Source organism: Vibrio intestinalis (assembly GCF_025195085.2).
Classification (GTDB): domain Bacteria; phylum Pseudomonadota; class Gammaproteobacteria; order Enterobacterales; family Vibrionaceae; genus Vibrio; species Vibrio intestinalis.
This window is the reverse complement of the sequence record NZ_JANAVY020000001.1, coordinates 901,832-921,696: the sequence shown is the minus strand read 5'-3', so window position 1 is coordinate 921,696 and position 19,865 is coordinate 901,832. Positions and strand designations below refer to the sequence as shown.

The 19,865-nt window shown below is 45.8% G+C and carries 19 protein-coding genes and 14 tRNA genes; 10 read left to right on the top strand and 23 right to left on the bottom strand.

Features of this window, described 5'->3' with window-relative positions; translation table 11 throughout:
* Window positions 1-201 precede the first annotated feature (201 nt).
* Together MU515_RS04120 and MU515_RS04115 are read left to right on the top strand one after the other, a co-directional pair.
* Complete coding sequence (locus MU515_RS04120; protein ID WP_260259073.1) at window positions 202-1,341, top strand: flagellin; 1,140 nt, start codon at window positions 202-204, stop codon at window positions 1,339-1,341.
* A gap of 514 nt (window positions 1,342-1,855) precedes the next feature.
* The gene (locus MU515_RS04115) at window positions 1,856-2,992 is read left to right on the top strand and encodes a flagellin (protein ID WP_260259072.1); all 1,137 of its coding nucleotides are present in this window, start codon (window positions 1,856-1,858) and stop codon (window positions 2,990-2,992) included.
* A 421-nt stretch (window positions 2,993-3,413) separates the two neighbouring features.
* On the opposite strand, the gene MU515_RS04110 is transcribed toward MU515_RS04115, so the two are convergent.
* The 19 genes from MU515_RS04110 to lolB all read right to left on the bottom strand — a co-directional run bounded on the left by MU515_RS04110 (window position 3,414) and on the right by lolB (window position 9,650).
* A tRNA-Gln gene (locus tag MU515_RS04110) sits at window positions 3,414-3,488 on the bottom strand.
* A gap of 30 nt (window positions 3,489-3,518) precedes the next feature.
* Window positions 3,519-3,603, bottom strand: a tRNA-Leu gene (locus MU515_RS04105).
* 24 nt (window positions 3,604-3,627) lie between these two features.
* Window positions 3,628-3,712 (bottom strand) — tRNA-Leu (locus tag MU515_RS04100).
* Window positions 3,713-3,764: 52 nt separating this feature from the next.
* Window positions 3,765-3,841: transfer RNA gene (locus MU515_RS04095), tRNA-Met, on the bottom strand.
* 19 nt (window positions 3,842-3,860) lie between these two features.
* A tRNA-Leu gene (locus MU515_RS04090) sits at window positions 3,861-3,945 on the bottom strand.
* A gap of 51 nt (window positions 3,946-3,996) precedes the next feature.
* Window positions 3,997-4,071, bottom strand: a tRNA-Gln gene (locus tag MU515_RS04085).
* A 30-nt stretch (window positions 4,072-4,101) separates the two neighbouring features.
* Window positions 4,102-4,186: transfer RNA gene (locus MU515_RS04080), tRNA-Leu, on the bottom strand.
* A gap of 55 nt (window positions 4,187-4,241) precedes the next feature.
* Window positions 4,242-4,316 (bottom strand) — tRNA-Gln (locus tag MU515_RS04075).
* Window positions 4,317-4,332: 16 nt separating this feature from the next.
* A tRNA-Leu gene (locus tag MU515_RS04070) sits at window positions 4,333-4,417 on the bottom strand.
* 28 nt (window positions 4,418-4,445) lie between these two features.
* A tRNA-Leu gene (locus MU515_RS04065) sits at window positions 4,446-4,530 on the bottom strand.
* Window positions 4,531-4,601: 71 nt separating this feature from the next.
* Window positions 4,602-4,678, bottom strand: a tRNA-Met gene (locus MU515_RS04060).
* Window positions 4,679-4,758: 80 nt separating this feature from the next.
* Window positions 4,759-4,833 (bottom strand) — tRNA-Gln (locus MU515_RS04055).
* 29 nt (window positions 4,834-4,862) lie between these two features.
* A tRNA-Leu gene (locus MU515_RS04050) sits at window positions 4,863-4,947 on the bottom strand.
* A gap of 37 nt (window positions 4,948-4,984) precedes the next feature.
* A tRNA-Met gene (locus MU515_RS04045) sits at window positions 4,985-5,061 on the bottom strand.
* A gap of 283 nt (window positions 5,062-5,344) precedes the next feature.
* Window positions 5,345-6,436, bottom strand: a complete 1,092-nt coding sequence (ychF, locus tag MU515_RS04040) for a redox-regulated ATPase YchF (protein ID WP_260259071.1) — start codon at window positions 6,434-6,436, stop codon at window positions 5,345-5,347.
* A gap of 10 nt (window positions 6,437-6,446) precedes the next feature.
* Window positions 6,447-7,037, bottom strand: coding sequence for an aminoacyl-tRNA hydrolase (pth, locus tag MU515_RS04035; protein ID WP_260259070.1), 591 nt, complete (start codon window positions 7,035-7,037; stop codon window positions 6,447-6,449).
* Between the two features lie 150 nt (window positions 7,038-7,187).
* Complete coding sequence (locus tag MU515_RS04030; protein WP_260259069.1) at window positions 7,188-8,132, bottom strand: ribose-phosphate pyrophosphokinase; 945 nt, start codon at window positions 8,130-8,132, stop codon at window positions 7,188-7,190.
* A 28-nt stretch (window positions 8,133-8,160) separates the two neighbouring features.
* The gene (gene ispE / locus MU515_RS04025) at window positions 8,161-9,033 is read right to left on the bottom strand and encodes a 4-(cytidine 5'-diphospho)-2-C-methyl-D-erythritol kinase (protein WP_260259068.1); all 873 of its coding nucleotides are present in this window, start codon (window positions 9,031-9,033) and stop codon (window positions 8,161-8,163) included.
* A complete protein-coding gene (lolB, locus tag MU515_RS04020) occupies window positions 9,033-9,650 on the bottom strand; it encodes a lipoprotein insertase outer membrane protein LolB (protein ID WP_260259066.1) in 618 nt (205 codons plus the stop codon). Before lolB ends, ispE begins: the two co-directional genes overlap by 1 nt.
* 282 nt (window positions 9,651-9,932) lie before the next feature.
* On the opposite strand from lolB, the gene hemA reads away from it, so the two are divergent.
* The 6 genes from hemA to kdsA are packed head-to-tail and all read left to right on the top strand — an operon-like array spanning window position 9,933 to window position 15,306.
* A complete protein-coding gene (hemA, locus tag MU515_RS04015) occupies window positions 9,933-11,192 on the top strand; it encodes a glutamyl-tRNA reductase (protein ID WP_260259064.1) in 1,260 nt (419 codons plus the stop codon).
* 24 nt (window positions 11,193-11,216) lie between these two features.
* Window positions 11,217-12,305: a peptide chain release factor 1 gene (prfA, locus tag MU515_RS04010; RefSeq protein ID WP_260259063.1), complete on the top strand. Its 1,089-nt coding sequence runs from the start codon at window positions 11,217-11,219 to the stop codon at window positions 12,303-12,305.
* Window positions 12,306-12,308: 3 nt separating this feature from the next.
* Window positions 12,309-13,175, top strand: coding sequence for a peptide chain release factor N(5)-glutamine methyltransferase (gene prmC, locus MU515_RS04005; RefSeq protein ID WP_260259062.1), 867 nt, complete (start codon window positions 12,309-12,311; stop codon window positions 13,173-13,175).
* Between the two features lie 19 nt (window positions 13,176-13,194).
* Window positions 13,195-13,575 carry a SirB2 family protein gene (locus MU515_RS04000; RefSeq protein WP_260259061.1) on the top strand — a complete coding sequence of 127 codons (381 nt, stop codon included), beginning with the start codon at window positions 13,195-13,197 and terminating at the stop codon, window positions 13,573-13,575.
* 18 nt (window positions 13,576-13,593) lie between these two features.
* Window positions 13,594-14,403, top strand: a complete 810-nt coding sequence (locus MU515_RS03995; protein ID WP_260259185.1) for a SirB1 family protein — start codon at window positions 13,594-13,596, stop codon at window positions 14,401-14,403.
* A 51-nt stretch (window positions 14,404-14,454) separates the two neighbouring features.
* Entirely contained in the window at window positions 14,455-15,306 is an 852-nt protein-coding gene (kdsA, locus tag MU515_RS03990; RefSeq protein WP_260259060.1) for a 3-deoxy-8-phosphooctulonate synthase, read from the top strand.
* A 52-nt stretch (window positions 15,307-15,358) separates the two neighbouring features.
* On the opposite strand, the gene MU515_RS03985 is transcribed toward kdsA, so the two are convergent.
* From MU515_RS03985 to bepA, 4 genes are read right to left on the bottom strand one after another with little or no spacing between them, the layout of a single operon-like run.
* Window positions 15,359-15,793 (bottom strand): DUF2069 domain-containing protein, encoded by a 435-nt coding sequence (locus MU515_RS03985; RefSeq protein ID WP_260259184.1) that lies wholly within the window; start codon window positions 15,791-15,793, stop codon window positions 15,359-15,361.
* Between the two features lie 47 nt (window positions 15,794-15,840).
* Window positions 15,841-16,410: an NAD(P)H:quinone oxidoreductase gene (wrbA, locus tag MU515_RS03980; RefSeq protein WP_260259058.1), complete on the bottom strand. Its 570-nt coding sequence runs from the start codon at window positions 16,408-16,410 to the stop codon at window positions 15,841-15,843.
* Window positions 16,407-16,751 carry an arsenate reductase (glutaredoxin) gene (gene arsC / locus MU515_RS03975; protein WP_260259057.1) on the bottom strand — a complete coding sequence of 115 codons (345 nt, stop codon included), beginning with the start codon at window positions 16,749-16,751 and terminating at the stop codon, window positions 16,407-16,409. The genes wrbA and arsC overlap by 4 nt, the downstream gene beginning before the upstream one ends.
* Window positions 16,752-16,768: 17 nt before the next feature.
* Complete coding sequence (bepA, locus tag MU515_RS03970; protein WP_260259056.1) at window positions 16,769-18,226, bottom strand: beta-barrel assembly-enhancing protease; 1,458 nt, start codon at window positions 18,224-18,226, stop codon at window positions 16,769-16,771.
* Between the two features lie 342 nt (window positions 18,227-18,568).
* Between bepA and MU515_RS03965 the strand changes: the two genes are divergently transcribed.
* Together MU515_RS03965 and MU515_RS03960 are read left to right on the top strand one after the other, a co-directional pair.
* Complete coding sequence (locus MU515_RS03965; RefSeq protein WP_260259055.1) at window positions 18,569-18,796, top strand: sulfurtransferase TusA family protein; 228 nt, start codon at window positions 18,569-18,571, stop codon at window positions 18,794-18,796.
* Window positions 18,797-19,864 carry an AI-2E family transporter gene (locus tag MU515_RS03960; protein WP_260259054.1) on the top strand — a complete coding sequence of 356 codons (1,068 nt, stop codon included), beginning with the start codon at window positions 18,797-18,799 and terminating at the stop codon, window positions 19,862-19,864.
* Window position 19,865 lies beyond the last annotated feature (1 nt).

Below are 19,865 nucleotides of genomic sequence, written 5' to 3'. Positions count from 1 at the left end.
AAAAATATAATAAATTTAATTTAATTCGTCGATTTTTAAAGTTGGCACACTAATTGAATTAAATATTTCAGAGTTTAACGAAACGGTTTTTAAGTTGGGGGAGTTCCCCCTCGCTTAGCAAGTCATTTACGGTCAGTGCTTCCAAATGAGATTAAGCTGGCCGCTTCGCAAGAACTTGCGAACTCACTAGGAGAGCAAATCATGACCATTACAGTAAATACTAACGTGTCGGCGATGACAGCCCAGCGTTACTTGAACAAGGCCACTGGGGATTTAAATACCTCAATGGAACGCTTGTCATCAGGCCAACAAATTAACAGTGCAAAAGACGATGCGGCAGGTCTTCAGATCTCTAACCGTCTAACAGCACAGTCTCGTGGTCTAGATGTGGCAATGCGTAACGCGAATGATGGTATCTCGATTGCTCAAACCGCTGAAGGTGCGATGAACGAGTCAACCAGCATTCTGCAACGTATCCGTGACCTATCGCTACAATCATCGAATGGTACTAACTCAGATTCTGAGCGTGAAGCGATTAACGAAGAAGTGATGGCACTTCAAGACGAATTGAACCGTATTGCAGAAACCACTTCTTTTGGTGGTCGTAAGCTACTAAACGGTTCATTCGGTGAAGCATCATTCCAGATCGGTGCAAGCTCTGGTGAAGCAATCATCATGGGTCTAACAAGCATCCGTGCTGATGATTACCGCATGGGTGGCCAAAGCTTTGAAGCGACAGTAGGTAAAGATAAAACTTGGGGCGTAGAAGCTGCTAAGAACGATCTTACTATCGACTTTACAACTAAGAGTGGTGAAGTGGTAAACCTAGCGGTTCAAGCGAAAATCGGTGACGACATCGAAGAGTTAGCAACGTACCTAAACGGTCAAACTCAACTACTGAACGCATCAGTAGATGAGGAAGGTAAGCTGCAAATCTTTGCCGCTGAACCAAACCTACAAGGTAACATCACCTTCGGTGGCAACCTTGCCTCTGAGCTAGGCCTAACGTCTGGTCCTGGTGTGGCTTCATCGGTACAAAGTATTGATGTGACTTCTGTAGGTGGCGCGCAAAATGCGGTCGGTATCGTAGATGCTGCACTTAAGTATGTAGATTCACAACGTGCGGATCTTGGTGCGAAGCAGAACCGTCTAAGCCACAGCATCAACAACTTGGCGAACATCCAAGAAAACGTTGAAGCATCAAACAGCCGTATTCGTGATACTGATTTCGCGAAAGAAACAACGGCAATGACTAAAGCACAAATTCTGCAACAAGCTGGTACTTCAATTCTGGCTCAAGCGAAACAGTTGCCTAACTCTGCAATGACTCTATTGCAGTAACAGTAAATCACGCTACTAACGTATTCCAGACGTGGAGTTAGTAGCGGGTTTACGGCAAGCATGATTGGTATTGATGATAGAGCTCTCTCTCACTCCTGCTCTTGAATCTAACGTCATTCATGCCACGGCAGCCAAGCTGTGATCATTTCTCTCGATCTCCTCTGGCTACCTCAATAGCCCCAGTTCTCTCAAAGGGTGGGGCTTTTCTTTTATCTATAGAAAACCACTCCTACTTCACTCATTGTTGTACTCACTATTCTTTTTACAGCCAAACTTTCTACTTTATTTACTTTTCAATAAGTTAAATAACTTTAGCCGCAAGGTTCAATTTTTCGAACTGGATCACCAAATCTAGATTAAAGCGCTGTTTTTTCGCCAATTTAGATAATTGCTCTAAAGTTAATCGATTCCTCGTCGCTAATAAGGGTACTTTGAGAGAACTCTTTGGTTTACCGAGACGTCGGAAACCGTTCGGAACTTCCGCTTCTACGGAAATCAATTAGGAGAAACCACCATGGCGGTGAATGTAAATACAAACGTGTCAGCAATGACAGCACAACGTTACCTAAACAGTGCAACTAGTGCGCAGCAGACTTCTATGGAACGTCTATCGTCTGGCTCTAAAATTAACAGTGCTAAAGATGACTCTGCTGGTCTACAAATTTCGAACCGACTAAACGTTCAAAGCCGCGGCCTAGATGTAGCGGTACGAAATGCAAATGATGGTATCTCGATTGCGCAAACGGCTGAAGGTGCGATGAACGAAACCACCAACATCCTGCAACGTATGCGTGACCTATCTCTACAATCATCAAACGGCTCTAACTCAAAATCTGAGCGTGTGGCGATTCAGGAAGAAATTACAGCATTGAATGATGAGCTAAACCGTATCGCGGAAACAACGTCATTTGGTGGTAACAAGCTACTTAACGGTACGTTTGAAACTAAATCAATGCAGATCGGCGCAGATAACGGTGAAGCCGTAATGTTAACGCTAAACGATATGCGTAGTGATAACGTTATGATGGGTGGCAACAGCTACAAAGCGGCAAATGCGAAGACTCCGGATTGGACTGTAGCAGCTGGTACCGATGCTCTAGATATCACTGTAACTGACAAACTTACTGGTACAGCGCAGACTATCAATATCGTAGCGAAAGAAGGCGACGATATCGAAGAACTAGCGACTTACATCAACGGTCAAACTGACATGGTGAAAGCGTCTGTAAGTGATGACGGTAAACTGCAAATGTTTACTGACAACAACAAAGTAGATGGTGCGGCGACTTTCGCTGGCTCACTAGCGACAGATTTAGGTATGGGCGCGGCAACAGCAGTGACTGTTGATGACATCGATGTAACATCGGTAGCGGGCGCACAAGAGTCAGTAGCAATTGTTGATGCAGCACTTAAGTTCGTTGACGGTCACCGTGCAGAACTTGGTGCATTCCAAAACCGCTTTGATCACGCAATCAACAACTTAGACAACATTAACGAAAACGTAAATGCTTCTAAGAGCCGTATTGCTGATACTGACTTTGCGAAAGAAACGACTGCACTAACTAAGTCTCAGATCCTTTCTCAAGCATCAAGCTCTGTTCTTGCGCAAGCAAAACAAGCACCGAATGCAGCACTTGGCCTACTAGGCTAATCGCTCACCTTACTAACAAATCCAGCCTTCGGGCTGGATTTTTTTTGCCTAGTGTTTTGTATAGAGTGATGTGGCTGTATATTTGAAACTATTCAATCGATGACTACCCAAAGAGTAGTCTAAACAATTATGGCTAACGATACTGTGAAGGCTTGATAGGGGCTTGATCGTAAAAGGTATACTTTGCTGCGCATTAACCTAGAACAACCGGAGGAGCGAGTCGGAGGCGTTTTATTAGGTGATTGATCTAGGGAAACTAAGATTGAGATAGGAAGGTATTAGCGATTAGAGTTTAGCTATAAACTTCAGATAAAAGAAAACCCAGCACTTGGCTGGGTTTCTAAATATGGGCTGATTGCTTTAAATCAAACCTTGAGTTGTGAATCACTCATCGAAAGAGGGTATTCACAGACCTTGTATATGGCAGGTCTACCTGGATTCGAACCAGGGAATGGCGGCATCAAAAGCCGCTGCCTTACCGCTTGGCGATAGACCTGCAGGCGATGATGTTACATCATCCAAATCATGGTGCGGAAGGAGAGACTTGAACTCTCACACCTTGCGGCGCCAGAACCTAAATCTGGTGCGTCTACCAATTCCGCCACTTCCGCATGATTTTTAATTGTAGTTCAAGATGGTGCGGAAGGAGAGACTTGAACTCTCACACCTTGCGGCGCCAGAACCTAAATCTGGTGCGTCTACCAATTCCGCCACTTCCGCATCTTGAATCTACTTAATAATTAGTCGATTGGTAAAAACTAATTATTTAATATGGTGGCTACGACGGGATTCGAACCTGTGACCCCATCATTATGAGTGATGTGCTCTAACCAGCTGAGCTACGTAGCCATTTTTCTCTAAAAGAGAATGGTGCGGAAGGAGAGACTTGAACTCTCACACCTTGCGGCGCCAGAACCTAAATCTGGTGCGTCTACCAATTCCGCCACTTCCGCATCAATTTTGTATTCATACCGCTAATTGGTAAAAGCCATATGAAGTTGTAGTGGCAGGTCTACCTGGATTCGAACCAGGGAATGGCGGCATCAAAAGCCGCTGCCTTACCGCTTGGCGATAGACCTGCAGTGCTTTCATAAGAAAGACTTTAATAATGGTGCGGAAGGAGAGACTTGAACTCTCACACCTTGCGGCGCCAGAACCTAAATCTGGTGCGTCTACCAATTCCGCCACTTCCGCAACTTATTCTTTAGTTAACGATGTAATTGGTAAAACATCGGTAACGTTGTAATAATGGCAGGTCTACCTGGATTCGAACCAGGGAATGGCGGCATCAAAAGCCGCTGCCTTACCGCTTGGCGATAGACCTGCAGGCAATTAAATCATGGTGCGGAAGGAGAGACTTGAACTCTCACACCTTGCGGCGCCAGAACCTAAATCTGGTGCGTCTACCAATTCCGCCACTTCCGCATGATTTAATTTATTTGTAGTTTCAAGATGGTGCGGAAGGAGAGACTTGAACTCTCACACCTTGCGGCGCCAGAACCTAAATCTGGTGCGTCTACCAATTCCGCCACTTCCGCATCTTGAATCTACTAACAATTAGTTAATTGGTAAAAACTAACTGTTGTATTTGTTCTTTCAAAAGAAAGAATGGTGGCTACGACGGGATTCGAACCTGTGACCCCATCATTATGAGTGATGTGCTCTAACCAGCTGAGCTACGTAGCCATCTTTGTGAGCGAGACAATATATATAATCTCACTTACAGTGACAACCTCTTTTTGAAAAAAGACCGACACTTTAAATAATGGCAGGTCTACCTGGATTCGAACCAGGGAATGGCGGCATCAAAAGCCGCTGCCTTACCGCTTGGCGATAGACCTGCAGACGATGATTCAAAATCATCTAAACATGGTGCGGAAGGAGAGACTTGAACTCTCACACCTTGCGGCGCCAGAACCTAAATCTGGTGCGTCTACCAATTCCGCCACTTCCGCATCTATTCCTAATTACTTTCTAAAAAGTATTTAGGAATGGTGGCTACGACGGGATTCGAACCTGTGACCCCATCATTATGAGTGATGTGCTCTAACCAGCTGAGCTACGTAGCCAAAACCATGTTTTTCGTTCCTTTCGTTTCGTTGCCGTCTCGTTGGGAACGGGGCGCATTATGCGGAGTTGAGGCAGAACCGTCAACAGTTTTTTTGAATAAATTCGGAGAAATGAATCGTTCGGTTTCTTTTTAAACAAAGAGGCGTGTTAATGATCGAAAACTGCTAGCAAAATGACATTTAGCAAGGCGTTTGACTTGACTCTTTGCTAACAGGAATAAAAAAAGCCAGTAGAGATACTGGCTTTTTAGAACAATTAGTTGGGTGTTTTTTAGCAGTCTAATTACACGTTGAAGCGGAAGTGAACAACATCGCCATCTTTAACAATGTATTCTTTACCTTCAAGACGCCATTTACCTGCTTCTTTCGCACCGCTTTCACCGTTAAATTGAATGAAATCATCGTAGCCAACAACTTCTGCACGGATGAAACCTTTTTCAAAGTCAGTGTGGATTTTACCCGCAGCTTGTGGCGCTGTTGCACCAACAGGGATTGTCCAAGCGCGAACTTCTTTAACACCTGCAGTGAAGTAAGTGTGTAGAGTCAGTAGTTCGTAACCTGAACGGATCACGCGGTTTAGGCCCGGTTCTTCGATACCCATGTCTGCTAAGAACTCTTCACGATCTTCATCATCAAGTTCTGATAGCTCAGATTCGATAGACGCACATACAGGAACAACTACGTTGTTCTCTTTCTCTGCAAATTCACGAACCGCATCTAGGTAAGGGTTGTTTTCAAAGCCGTCTTCGTTAACGTTAGCGATGTACATTGTTGGCTTCAGAGTCAGGAAGTTTAGGTAACCTACTGCTGCTAGCTCTTCTTTAGAAAGCTCAACGGTACGCGCCATGCCACCTTCTGTAAGAACAGGAAGCAGTTTTTCTAGAACAGTCAGTTCAAACTTCGCGTCTTTATCGCCACCTTTCGCTTTTTTAGCGTTACGTTGAATTGCACGCTCACAAGAATCAAGGTCAGCCATTGCTAGCTCAAGGTTGATGACTTCGATATCTTCGATTGGTGATACTTTACCAGCAACGTGAACGATATTTTCGTTTTCGAAACAACGAACCACGTGACCAATTGCGTCAGTTTCACGGATGTTTGCTAGGAACTTGTTACCTAGACCTTCACCACGAGATGCGCCCGCAACAAGACCTGCGATATCGACGAATTCCATCGTAGTTGGCAGCACTTTTTGTGGGTTAACAATCTTAGCCAGTGCGTCAAGACGCAGATCTGGCACAGGTACAACACCTGTGTTTGGTTCGATTGTACAGAACGGGAAGTTCGCTGCTTCGATGCCCGCTTTAGTTAGTGCGTTGAACAGAGTTGATTTACCAACGTTAGGTAGACCAACGATGCCACATTTAAAACCCATGATTGTAACCTTATTCAGCTTTGAACGTGTGTAAGCGATTTTGTGCTTTGCTTAAGCCATCTTTAATTAAGATGTCGAGACAGCGAACTGACTCATCTGCCGCAGCATCAAGTAGCTCTTGCTCTTTAGCGGGAGCTTTCCCTAACACAAAACCTGCCACTTTATCTTTGTGTCCCGGATGGCCAATGCCAATACGAAGACGATAAAAATCTTTGTTGTTGCCAAGTTTGCTAATGGTATCGCGCAGACCGTTATGCCCGCCGTGACCACCACCTTTCTTAAACTTAGCTACTCCAGGAGGTAAGTCTAGCTCGTCGTGAGCGACCATGATCTCTTCTGGTTTAATTTGGTAGAACTTAGCTAAGGCCGCAACGGCTTTACCTGATAAGTTCATGAATGTGGTCGGGATCAATAAACGCAGATCCTGTCCATTCATCATAATGCGTCCAGTGTAACCAAAGAATTTAGGTTCATTCTTTAACGTTACATTATGAACGCGAGCTAATTCCTCAACCACCCAAGCGCCAGCGTTGTGGCGAGTTTTCGCATATTCTGGGCCGGGATTAGCTAGTCCGACAAGAAGTTTGATTTGTTGAGTCAAGGTTGGGATCTCTCTGGAATCTCAAAAAGCGCCGTATGATAGCACACAAATTCGCTCTCGGGCGAGGTTGCGATTTGTGGCTCGATTCAGCAATAAAAAAACACCCCTAAAAAGGGGTGTTTCTTAAATGTCTGAACTGATCGATTTCGATTAGTTGAACATTGCAGAGATAGACTCTTCGTTGCTAATGCGACGAATGGCTTCTGCAAGCATGCGAGATAGGCTTAGCGTAGTTACTTTGCCAGTCGCTTCCATCTCTTTAGGTAGAGTGATTGAGTCAGTTACGATAACTTGGTCTAGTACTGAGTTACCGATGTTCTGAGCAGCATTACCTGAGAATACAGCGTGAGTTGCGTAAGCGAATACACGCTTAGCACCGCGCTCTTTAAGCGCTTCAGCTGCTTTACATAGCGTGCCGCCTGTGTCGATCATGTCGTCAACGATCACACAGTCGCGACCTTCAACATCACCGATTAGGTTCATTACTTCAGATACGTTTGCACGTGGACGACGCTTATCAACGATAGCGATGTCGATATCACCTAGTGCTTTTGCTGTTGCACGAGCACGAACAACGCCGCCTAGGTCAGGAGAAACCACTACTGGGTTTTCTAGACCACGGTTTTCCATGTCTTCTAGAAGAACTGGCGTACCGAAGATGTTGTCTACAGGTACGTCGAAGAAGCCTTGGATTTGCTCTGCGTGTAGGTCGATAGTTAGAACGCGGTCAACACCAACGTTTGAAAGGAAGTCAGCAACAACTTTCGCTGTGATTGGCACACGAGCAGAACGTACACGACGGTCTTGACGAGCGTAACCAAAGTAAGGGATAACTGCAGTAATACGGCCCGCTGAAGCGCGGCGCATTGCGTCAATCATCACTACTAATTCCATTAGGTTGTCATTAGTAGGTGCACAAGTAGATTGGATGATGAATACATCGCTGCCGCGCACGTTTTCGTTGATTTGAACAGCGACTTCGCCATCAGAAAAACGAGAAACAGTTGCGTCACCAAGAGAGATGTATAGACGATCAGCAATACGTTGGGCTAGTTCAGGTGTAGCGTTACCAGCAAATAGCTTCATATCAGGCACGGTGGAAACCTCAGGTTTGCGTCCAGTTTTAGATAGATGTGTTGTGGGCTAAGCGATACTTAGCGAGTGTCTCGTGCAGTGGGGAAATGTTTTTACCTTTCGCCACGAAAGCCGACACTGTGTCAGGCAGTTTATCAAGTACTCGATGTGCTTCGTTTTCACTAGAAAACTCTGCAAAAACACACGATCCAGTACCCGTCAATCTCGACGGCGCGTATTGTAGCAGCCATGAAAGTTGCTTATCAACCTCTGGGTACAGCATTCGCACAATTTTTTCGCAATCGTTTCCGTAAATCCCGTTCAAAAGTGAGGTGATATCTCGCTTCGGCGTATTTCTGGTCAAATCGGGATGAGTGAAAATGTCGACCGTCGCAATACTCACATTTGGCCTAACGACCAAATAGTATTGCTCACTAGGCTCTACTGCGATGATTTTTTCGCCAACTCCTTCGGCAAATGCAGCGTGTCCGCGTACAAAAACAGGAACGTCTGCGCCCAAGGCCAACCCGATTTCTGCGAGTTCATCATCACTGCAATGGGTTTGCCATAAATGGTTAAGCGCTACTAACACGGTGGCTGCATTAGAAGAACCGCCGCCGATACCACCACCCATAGGGAGTACCTTGTTGAGGGAAATGTCTGCGCCTAATTGGCAGTTAGTATGGTGTTGCAGTGCTTTAGCCGCTCGCCAGATGAGATTGTCTTGCAGTGCGACACCAGGGATGTCTGGTGTAAGGGTTATCTCGCCTGAGTCATTTGCGGTAATGGTGAGTTCGTCACCGTGTTCGACAAACTGAAACAAGGTTTGTAGCTCATGGTAGCCATCTTCACGGCGACCAGTGATGTAGAGAAACAGGTTCAGTTTGGCCGGAGATGGCCAGTTAGTGGTGTGGTTTATCATTACTTCAATATCCACTTAGATATAACGATGTTGATGGTAGTGCTGCCTTGCTTAAGTTTTAGCTTATGCGGCACAGGCAAGCTAGAGCCTAAAAAGACCACATCTTGGTAGCTTAAGTACTCTATCTGCCACACTTGTCCTTTAACTTGCTTCGTTACGCTGGCAAGTGTTTGTGATTCATTTAGGGTGTATTCATCGGCATTGGTCGGTTTGCCTAGCAGCCAATCATTTAACTGTTCGACAGGAATTGATAGCCCTGTTAGACGGTAAATCAGTTGGTCGGCACTTAGGTCAGTGAAGTTTTGGTCATCGTAAGTTTCGACACTTGCGCCTTGAGGCGTTATTTGCATGTTGAGAACTGTTTGACCAAGGAATGTTGTTAGGCGTAATTGGCTCTCATCACGATTGTGCTGCCAATGAAAATTTAAAGACTCGCGCTGCTCTGGTGAGATATAACCCAGTTTGCCAGCGGCTTGGTAGTCGCTAATTAAGTCGAGTCTTTGTTGGTGGGCCTGCCACTCGACACTGAGTGTACTGTCTTGGATGGAACTACAACCCAATAAGGTTAGGGCGAAGGCGGTAATGATTGCCCAGCGCGTAAAAAGCGGTTTAAACATATGGCACGGTCTTCCAGTTTGAGCGTCCTTGGGGCGCATACTATAGCATTGTTCTGTTATCTCACCTCTGAGTTAGGTAAGAAAAAAACAAAGATTACAGCGCTTATCAATGTTCTTGTTGCATAAAGGGAGGGCGGGTGAAAGGTATCAAATTGCCTATTTTTTTCGTTACTTAACCGCTTTAGAGTAAAACAAATTCTCGATCCCCTTTTATTCATAAGGGGCATCAAGTAAAATTCCTCTCTTGTTTGTTCATAATTTGATTCAGAGAACCTACGATACATGTCTTTGCTTGCTATAGGTATCAACCATAATACAGCGTCGGTAGAATTGCGTGAAAAAGTCGCTTTCGGACCGGAAAAGCTACCGCAAGCATTGCTACAACTCTCTGAAAACCCGCACGTAAACGGCAGTGTCATTGTCTCTACTTGTAACCGAACAGAAGTTTACTGTGACGTAAAACCTTCAGGTAAGAGCAAAGTCGTTGATTGGCTATCGCAGTTTCACCAAGTCAGCCCTGAAGAGTTAAAACCCAGCCTTTATATTCATGAAGAGCAAGCGGCGATTCGTCACTTAATGCGTGTTTCTTGCGGCCTAGACTCATTAGTTTTGGGCGAGCCACAGATCTTAGGTCAGGTGAAACAGGCTTTTTCTGATTCTCGCGATCAAAAGTCTGTTAACACAGCAATGGAAAAGTGGTTTCAAAAAACGTTTTCAGTGGCGAAACGTGTACGAACAGAAACTGACATTGGCGGTAATGCGGTGTCGGTGGCTTATGCCGCATGTACATTAGCGAAACATATTTTCGAATCGTTACAGCAATCGACAGTGTTGTTGGTTGGTGCAGGTGAAACCATCGAGTTGGTGGCTAAGCACCTCGCAGGTAATGGCTGCACTAATATGATTGTGGCTAACCGAACCAAAGAACGAGCCCAGTTACTGGCCAATGAGTTCGGCGCAGAAGTGATTAGCTTGCCTGAAATTCCTGAGCATTTGCCGCGCGCTGATATTGTGATCAGCTCAACCGCAAGCCCGTTGCCTATTATCGGTAAAGGTATGGTAGAGACCGCGCTGAAATCGCGTCGATACCAACCTATGTTATTGGTTGATATCGCAGTACCGCGTGATATTGAATCGCAAGTGGGCGATTTGAACGATGCTTATCTTTACACCGTTGACGATTTGCAGTCGATCGTAGACAGCAATATTGAACAGCGCAAAGTGGAAGCGATTCAAGCTGAAGCGATTGTCAGTGAAGAAAGTGCGGCATTTATGTCATGGATGCGCTCCCTACAAGGGGTGGATAGTATTCGTGAGTATCGTCAATCTGCCAACGAAATTCGTGAAGAGTTACTGGCAAGAAGTATTCAAGCGCTTGCTGCTGGGGGCGACCCTGAGAAAGTGTTATTGGAGCTGAGCAACAAGCTCACTAACCGATTAATCCATGCTCCTACTCGTTCGTTACAGAGTGCAGCAGAGCAAGGTGAGCCCGCGAAGCTCGCCGTTATTAGACAAAGTTTGGGTCTAGAAGACTCACTATAAATTGAACCCTGAGTTAAGAAAAATATGAAAGCCTCTATTCTATCTAAGTTAGAAACACTGGTTGAGCGTTACGAAGAAGTTCAACACCTCCTTGGCGACCCTGATGTCATCGGCAACCAAGACAAATTCCGTGCGCTATCAAAAGAGTATTCTCAACTGGAAGAAGTGACAAAATGCTTCCAAAGCTACCAGCAAGCACAAGAAGACCTAGCTGCGGCTGAAGAGATGGCCAAAGAAGATGACGCTGAAATGCGTGAAATGGCTCAGGAAGAAATTCAAGAAGCGAAAGCAGCGATTGAACGTTTGAACGATGAACTGCAAATTCTTCTATTACCGAAAGATCCAAACGATGATCGTAACTGTTTCCTAGAGATTCGTGCCGGTGCTGGTGGCGACGAAGCAGGTATCTTTGCGGGTAACTTGTTCCGTATGTACTCGAAGTTCGCTGAAAAGAAAGGTTGGCGCATCGAAGTGATGAGCTGCAACGAGTCAGAGCAGGGCGGTTACAAAGAGATGATCGCTAAAGTGAACGGCGATGGCGCATACGGTATTTTGAAATTTGAGTCAGGCGGCCACCGTGTACAACGTGTGCCAGAAACTGAATCTCAAGGCCGTGTACATACGTCAGCTTGTACTGTTGCTGTGATGCCAGAAATCCCAGAAGCGGATCTACCAGAAATCAAAGCAGGCGACCTTAAAATTGATACTTTCCGTGCATCAGGCGCGGGTGGTCAGCACGTAAACACCACGGACTCAGCAATCCGTATTACCCACCTTCCAACAGGTACGGTCGTAGAGTGTCAGGATGAGCGTTCTCAGCATAAGAACAAAGCGAAAGCGATGTCTGTGCTAGCGGCGCGTATCGTTCAAGCTGAACAAGCTCGCCGAGCGGCAGAGGTCTCTGATACTCGTCGTAACCTACTAGGTTCTGGTGACCGTAGTGACCGCATCCGTACTTACAACTACCCACAAGGTCGTGTATCGGATCACCGCATCAACTTAACTGTCTACCGCTTGAATGAAGTAATGGAAGGCGATTTAGATAGCTTGGTTGATCCTGTGATTCAAGAGCACCAAGCGGATCAGTTGGCAGCATTGGCTGAGAACAACTAATCAATGACAGCAGAACTTAGTGTTGAACAAACACTCAAGCTGGCGGTAGCAAATCTTCAAGAGAGCGGCAGTGATTCGCCGTCTCTTGATGCCGCAGTGTTACTGTGCCATTCATTATCTAAGCCGCGTTCGTTTCTACTTACGTGGCCTGATAAACTGCTTTCTACTGAGCAGCAACAGCAATTCCAAACCCTTCTTAGCCGCCGTATTCAAGGCGAACCCGTTGCGTATATTGTTGGTGAGCGAGAGTTTTGGTCTCTACCGCTAAAAGTGTCGCCAACGACGTTAATTCCTCGTCCTGACACTGAGCGACTGGTTGAACTCGCGCTAGATAAAGCCGCATTAAGTGAAGGCGCGATACTCGATCTTGGCACCGGAACAGGTGCCATTGCGTTAGCACTCGCCTCTGAACTGCCGAGCCGTAAGGTTATCGGGATTGACTTAATGCCAGATGCACAGCAATTAGCGACTGATAATGCGCAAACGCTTGGTATCACAAATAGCACTTTTTTAGCCGGTAGTTGGTTTGAGCCCTTGCAAGCTGGTACGCAGTTTGCTGTTATCGTATCGAATCCACCCTATATTGAAGAAAACGACCCGCACTTACAGCAGGGTGATGTACGTTTTGAGCCACTAAGTGCATTGGTTGCAAAAGACCAAGGCTTGGCTGATATTCGACATATTACCCAATCAGCTAGAGAGTATTTGAGCAATGATGGCTGGTTGCTGTTTGAACATGGATATGACCAAGGTGAAGCCGTACGCCAAATCTTTAACGAGAATGGTTATATTGATGTCGAAACCTATCAAGATTACGGTAACAATGATCGTGTGACCTTGGGTCGTTATGTGGCAAAAACATTCGAATAAATAATAAGAGACAGTGTCCATGTACGAAGGTTTAAAACATTTCCATTTACTGACCATCGCGATTAGCGCGACCTTGCTGTCAGTACGTTTTGCACTATTAATGGCAAACTCGCCATTGCGTGAAAAGAAATTCTTAAAGATATTCCCGCACATTAACGACACCGCGTTGTTGCTATCCGGTATTGGTCTGATCATGCTTACTGGTTACGTACCTTTTACCGATGCTGCGCCTTGGCTAACAAATAAAATTACCTGTATTTTGGCTTACATTGCACTGGGCTTCTTCTCTCTTAAGCTTGCGAAAAACACCTTACTGCGCGTTTTTGGTTTCTTCGGTGCTCTAGGCTGGCTATTAATGGCGAGCAACATTGCACTAACGAAATCACCAACGTTGTTTTAAATGAGTAGGGCAGTAGTGATGCAAACACTGTTTGATGAAGATTTTGATGCTTTGGAGCTTGCTGAAGGCGCTCTAGTGCTAAATCAAGCTGTGAACCCAGAAACGCAGGTCGCTTGGGCGAAGAATGAGTTAAGCCGACTTTTGCAAGAGGCAGAGCTGGCGCTTGTGCACGAGACACATGCAGAGCAAAAATTCGATGCCTTTTTGCGCTTGTTTTATCATGAGTGGGGCTTTCAAGGCGATAAAGACGCTTACTTTGATTCCGCTAACGCGTTTATCGATAAGGTGTTGGAGCGTCGTAAAGGCATTCCGGTCAGTTTAGGAGCACTTATTCTTTTTATTGGTCGACAGCTTGGCTTCCCAATTGAAGGGGTGGCTTTTCCTACGCAGTTTTTGCTTAAACTTGATTGGCCGGGTAAAGAGCCAAGCTATGTGAATCCATTCAATGGCGAGTATGTGTCACAACATACATTACGCGCATGGCTGGTGGGGCATAAAGGCCCATTTGCTAAACTAAAACCGAAACATTTACAGAAGGTTGATCACCCAACGGTGATTGGTCGTTGGCTAGCGCTGATTAAAAGTGCTTTATTAAGAGAAGAGCGTTACGCATTGGCATTGCGCTGTACGGATCTGGCTTTAACCTTTGTCCCTGATGACCCGTATGAAATTCGCGATCGCGGCTTTATCTATCAGCAGCTAGACTGTCATCAAGTTGCACTAAGTGATTACCAATATTTTATTGATCAGTGCCCGGATGACCCAGCAGCAGAATTATTAAAGAACCAAGTTAACGCCATGAGTCAAACTCAGGTAACCTTACACTAAGCCTAGCTTCTTGGATGCTCGGCATAAATACGTTGAAATAGAGAGAAAAAGATGGAACAAAAAATCGTTCACGTTGGTGATATTCCAGTAGCTAACGATAAACCGTTTACCTTATTTGCAGGTATGAACGTTCTAGAATCTCGTGATCTTGCAATGCAGATCTGTGAGCACTACGTGAAGGTCACTGAAAAGTTAGGCATTCCATACGTGTTCAAAGCATCGTTTGATAAAGCTAACCGTAGCTCAGTTCACTCTTACCGTGGTCCTGGCTTAGAAGAAGGTATGAAAATCTTCCAAGAGCTAAAAGATACCTTCGGCGTAAAAATCATTACTGACGTACACACAGAAGCGCAAGCTCAGCCTGTTGCTGAAGTAGTAGACGTTATTCAGCTTCCTGCATTCCTTGCTCGTCAAACTGACCTTGTTGAAGCAATGGCGAAAACAGGTGCGGTAATCAACGTTAAGAAACCTCAGTTCATGAGCCCTGGCCAAGTGGGTAACATCGTTGAGAAGTTTGCTGAGTGTGGCAACGAAAACGTTATTCTATGTGAGCGTGGCGCGTGCCATGGTTACGATAACCTAGTGGTAGATATGTTAGGCTTTGGCGTAATGAAAAAAGCGTCAAACGGTAGCCCAATCATCTTCGACGTAACACACTCACTGCAAATGCGTGATCCATCTGGTGCAGCATCTGGTGGCCGTCGTGAGCAAACTGTTGAACTTGCTAAAGCGGGTCTTGCAACGGGTATTGCTGGTCTATTTATTGAAGCGCACCCGAACCCAGAACAAGCTCGTTGTGATGGTCCTTCAGCGCTTCCTCTAGACAAACTAGAACCATTCCTAGCGCAGATGAAAGCACTTGATGACCTAATCAAAGGCTTTGAACATATCGATATCAAATAATCGATAAGGTTTGATTGAAAAAGCTGCCAATCGGCAGCTTTTTTATTGCGTGCTAGTCGTCAAATTGACTGCGTTCTTGCTTTTCCACTTCGCTCAAACGTTTTAGCTTCATACCTAGCTCTTTTCCTCGTGCTCTGGCGTAAAGCGTATTGCCAAGAAATGCCATGCTAGTAAGCACTAACTCCACGCTGGCAAGCCAGCGCTCACCATCATCAATATAAAGAATGGTGAATCCGTGTAAAAAGTAGAGCATTAAAATGAAGTTGGCCCAAGCGTGGGTATAGGGACGACCGGCCAAAATGCCTGGAAGAGGAAGCAGTAAAGGGATAGCCCAAGCGATCGCGAGGGTTGCGTTATTGATGTGAGGATGTGGTGATAGCTCAAATTGCCAAATGGCAACCCACATTAGCAGCGCAAGGTTGCCACACAAGGCTAAGAGCCGATAGAGCCGAGTTGTAGGCTGCATCGCTTTGAGCGCTTTATCCATATTTTCCACTGGGTGAACTTCGACTTCCTTGTTCGACATATTGACTCCTAAGTTAACGAGGTGGCGATAGTGGCTAATCTTTTTCCTAATTGTTGAGCGAGTTCGATTTCATCATCGGTTAATGGTTGGTTTCGTCCATGGCTAACGCTGCTTGCACCGTAAGGTGTGCCGCCTGATTGGGTGTTGTGTAAAGCAGGCTCAGAGTAGGGAATACCCAGCACCATCATGCCGTGATGAAGCAGTGGCAGCATCATGGTTTGAAGTGTGGTTTCTTGGCCGCCATGGAGGCTTGATGAAGAGGTAAAGACGCAAGCGGGTTTGTCGATCAAATCACCCGATAACCACAGCATGGTCGATTGATCCCAAAAGTGCTTAAGAGGCGCCGCCATATTGCCAAACCACACAGGGCTGCCCATCGCTAACCCGTGACATTGTTTTAGCTCCTCAAGCGTGATGATGGGATCGCTTGCAGGCTGTTGCTGAGGTTCTATTTCGGCAACCGTTCGTAGTAGAGCCTCGCAGTGAGGGATAGATTCTATCCCTCGTGCGATTTGTCGTGCTATCGCTTTGGTCGAGCCATGACGACTGTAATACAAGACAACAATTTGTCTTATCATAGAATCTCTAACACCTGCTCTGGTGGACGGCCGTGTTTCGCTTGGCCATTTGCCACAACAATTGGGCGCTCAATCAGTTTTGGGTTTTGCGCCATCGCGTTAAACAGTGTTTCATCGTCGGCCTCTTTTAGCGCCAACTCTTTATAGACATCTTCTTTCGTACGCATCATATCGCGAACACTTTCTAGACCAAGTTGGTTAAACAGTTGCTTTAACTGTTCTACTGAAGGGGTGTCTTCAAGGTATTTGACTACTTGCGGCTCAATACCTTTTTCTTCCAATAATGCCAACGTTTGACGACTCTTTGAGCAACGAGGGTTGTGGTAAATCACGACTGACATAGATTTCTCCATTTGATTTATTGTAATGACATGAATCGGTCACGCATCACCATCAGTTGGTCGATACGCGCGTCATATCTGGCTTGCTTTAGACTTCCTAGTTCGGCCAGTTGGCTGGCCTGTGTGTAATATTGTATTGCTTTGCCCCAATTGGCTTTTAGCGCCAGGATTTCAGCGCGAGCGGCTAAGTCTTCATCGCTATGCCCAAGATGGATGTGAGCTTCAGACAATAAATGCCAGCCAGTTGTGTCGTTGGGATTGTCATGAGTGTAGCGCTGTAACTGTCTGATCGCTTGCTCATTTTTATCTTGTTTGATCAGCACGTTGGCGTAATTAATCATCAATACTGGGTTTGATGGTGTCGACTTTAACGCCTTAGTTAGCATTGCTTCTGCCCTCTCTGGTTGTTCAAGACCGAGATAGACATCCGACATCGCATCTAAATAGAACAGGTTATTCGGGTCTTGTTTGAGTATAGGTAGCAAAATCTCTTGCGCTTTGCTGAACTCGCGATTGTCTAAATGCACTAGCGCGCGGCCATACTCGAAGGCTGGTTTGAGATCTGGAGAGACTTTTCTTTCCGTGCGCGTGAACCAATCTTGCGCTGCTTCGGGTTTGATTCCGGTGTAGCGCGCAACAATTCGGGAGCGAGCAAGATGATAATCCAAATTAGGTTGGATTCGCATCGGCGGATAGCTTTCGGCGCGCGCACGCGTATCGGTGAGACGATCTTGAGGCAGTGGGTGCGTAAGCAGCATTGGTGGTGGTTTGCTCGCGTAGCGATACTCATCCGCTAGTCGATCAAAGAATCGTGGCATAGCTTGAACGTCAAACCCTGCTTTTGCTAGCGTAGAGATGCCAAATCTATCGGCTTCTCGTTCATTACTACGGGTGTAGTTGATTGTGCCTTGCATTGCGCCAGCACTAGTAGCCGTGAGGGCGGCAATACCTGCTTCAGGGGCGGCAATCGCTAATAGTAATGAGCCGGCTAATGCAGCAATGGTCGCAGGCGTTCTGCGCGCTTGATCTTCCATACTGCGGGCAAGGTGGCGCTGAGTCACGTGAGCAATTTCGTGCGCCATCACAGAGGCCAACTCACTTTCTGATTGCGCGTGCAAAAATAGCCCAGAGTGCAGAGCCACATAGCCACCAAAGAAAGCAAATGCGTTGATATTGCGATCGCGAATCATGAAGAAGGTGAACGGAGTTTTTACATCATTAGCATTAGCGACCAACTGATGACCAAGGCGATCAATATATTGGTTGATGACAGGGTCATTAACAATCGGCGCGCGGCTACGCAGCATACGCATGTAAGCATCACCATATTGCAGTTCTTGGTCTATGGTGAGCGTACCACTTGCCGCTGTACCAATCTCAGGCAAGGCAAGGCTGTTAGACAATGCGGGTGCTGATGGTAAGCATAATGCGGTAGCAGTAAATAAAGCTAAAATTGAACGCGTTCGTTTAAACATACTAAGCCGGCTTAACTCCGTTTGTAATTATCTTTGCTGGCCTCAAAAAATGGGCATGCGTGGTTTGAGTACCTGTGACTATATAGACACTTTATTGCCGTGATGGTTTCAAAGCAAATAAACTTAAGGATTATGGCCTGTTTTCGGCTTATTTTTATTCGAAATAACAGACTGTTAAGTTTGTTTCTAGTAATGGCAGGTTTGGATTGCAGCCAGTATGTTTGTCTACTCGACCCAATACGTAACGTCCTCATTTTATGGGCAATAGTAGAAATCTGCCCCGATAAGGTGATTTAAGTATACAATGTTGGCTTTCGAACAATATTAGAGGATGGCAAGGAGTTGGCCAGTCTAGACTTAAGGGATCAAGTTTGCCCAATGTCATTGCTGCTGATGAAACGTCATGTTGTTTTGTTAGAAGTAGGACAAACGACGGAAATCTGGGTTTCAGACCCGAGCTCTAAATCTGATATTGTGCGCTTTTTAGAAAAGAACGCCTACACGCTCAGTTGCAACAAGCAGGGAAGTGATTTCTGTTTGCTAGTGACCAAAGAAAAGGAACCATGTTAGATGTTAGAAATGGTCAATCGTTGGTATAAACGACGATTCTCTGATCCACACGCTGTTAGTTTAGTTGCCATACTATTTTTCGGTTTTATCACTATCTATTTTTTCGGCAACCTAATCGCGCCCCTGCTGGTGGCTATCGTATTAGCTTACCTGCTGGAATGGCCTGTCTCACAGCTAAGTAAATTAGGGATGCCGAGAACCGTGTCGGTGATCTTGGTAATTGTCTCTTTCTCAAGCGTGATGTTGTTGGCGGTTTTTGGCCTGGTTCCGACCATTTGGCAGCAAGTCGGCAATTTGATTAATGATATCCCTAATATGTACACCGGATTGCAGCAGTTTATTGCCGAGCTACCGGAGAAGTACCCTGAGTTGGCTAACTTCCAAATTGTCGAATCTTTAGTGACCAACGCGAAGAACCAAGTGATCACTGTGGGTGAAACCGTTGTGAAGGGTTCTTTAGCGTCATTAGTCAGCTTGGCTACTTTAGCGGTTTACCTCATTTTGGTACCACTTCTCGTGTTTTTCTTGTTGAAAGACAAACAAGAGATGATCTCGATGGCCAGTGGCATGTTGCCGCGTAATCGCAAGCTAGCGACTAAAGTTTGGGACGAAATGAATCAACAAATCTCTAATTACATTCGCGGTAAAGTGATGGAGATTTTGATCGTGGGTGGCGTGAGTTACGTGACGTTTGCCATCTTAGATTTGCGTTACTCAGTATTGCTAGCGGTGGCTGTTGGTTTATCTGTATTGATTCCATACATTGGTGCAGCGGCAGTGACGCTGCCAGTAGCGATTGTCGGTTTATTCCAGTGGGGACTCGCACCAGAGTTCTACTATCTGTTGGTGGCCTACGGAATTATTCAAGCCTTAGATGGTAACGTACTAGTGCCTGTACTGTTCTCTGAGGCGGTGAACCTACACCCTGTGGCGATCATTGTCGCAGTTCTGGTTTTTGGTGGTTTGTGGGGATTTTGGGGCGTATTTTTCGCGATTCCTCTAGCCACATTGGTTAAAGCTGTGTGGAATGCTCTTCCAAGTCAAGAACCTGCTGAAGCCGAAACGTAAA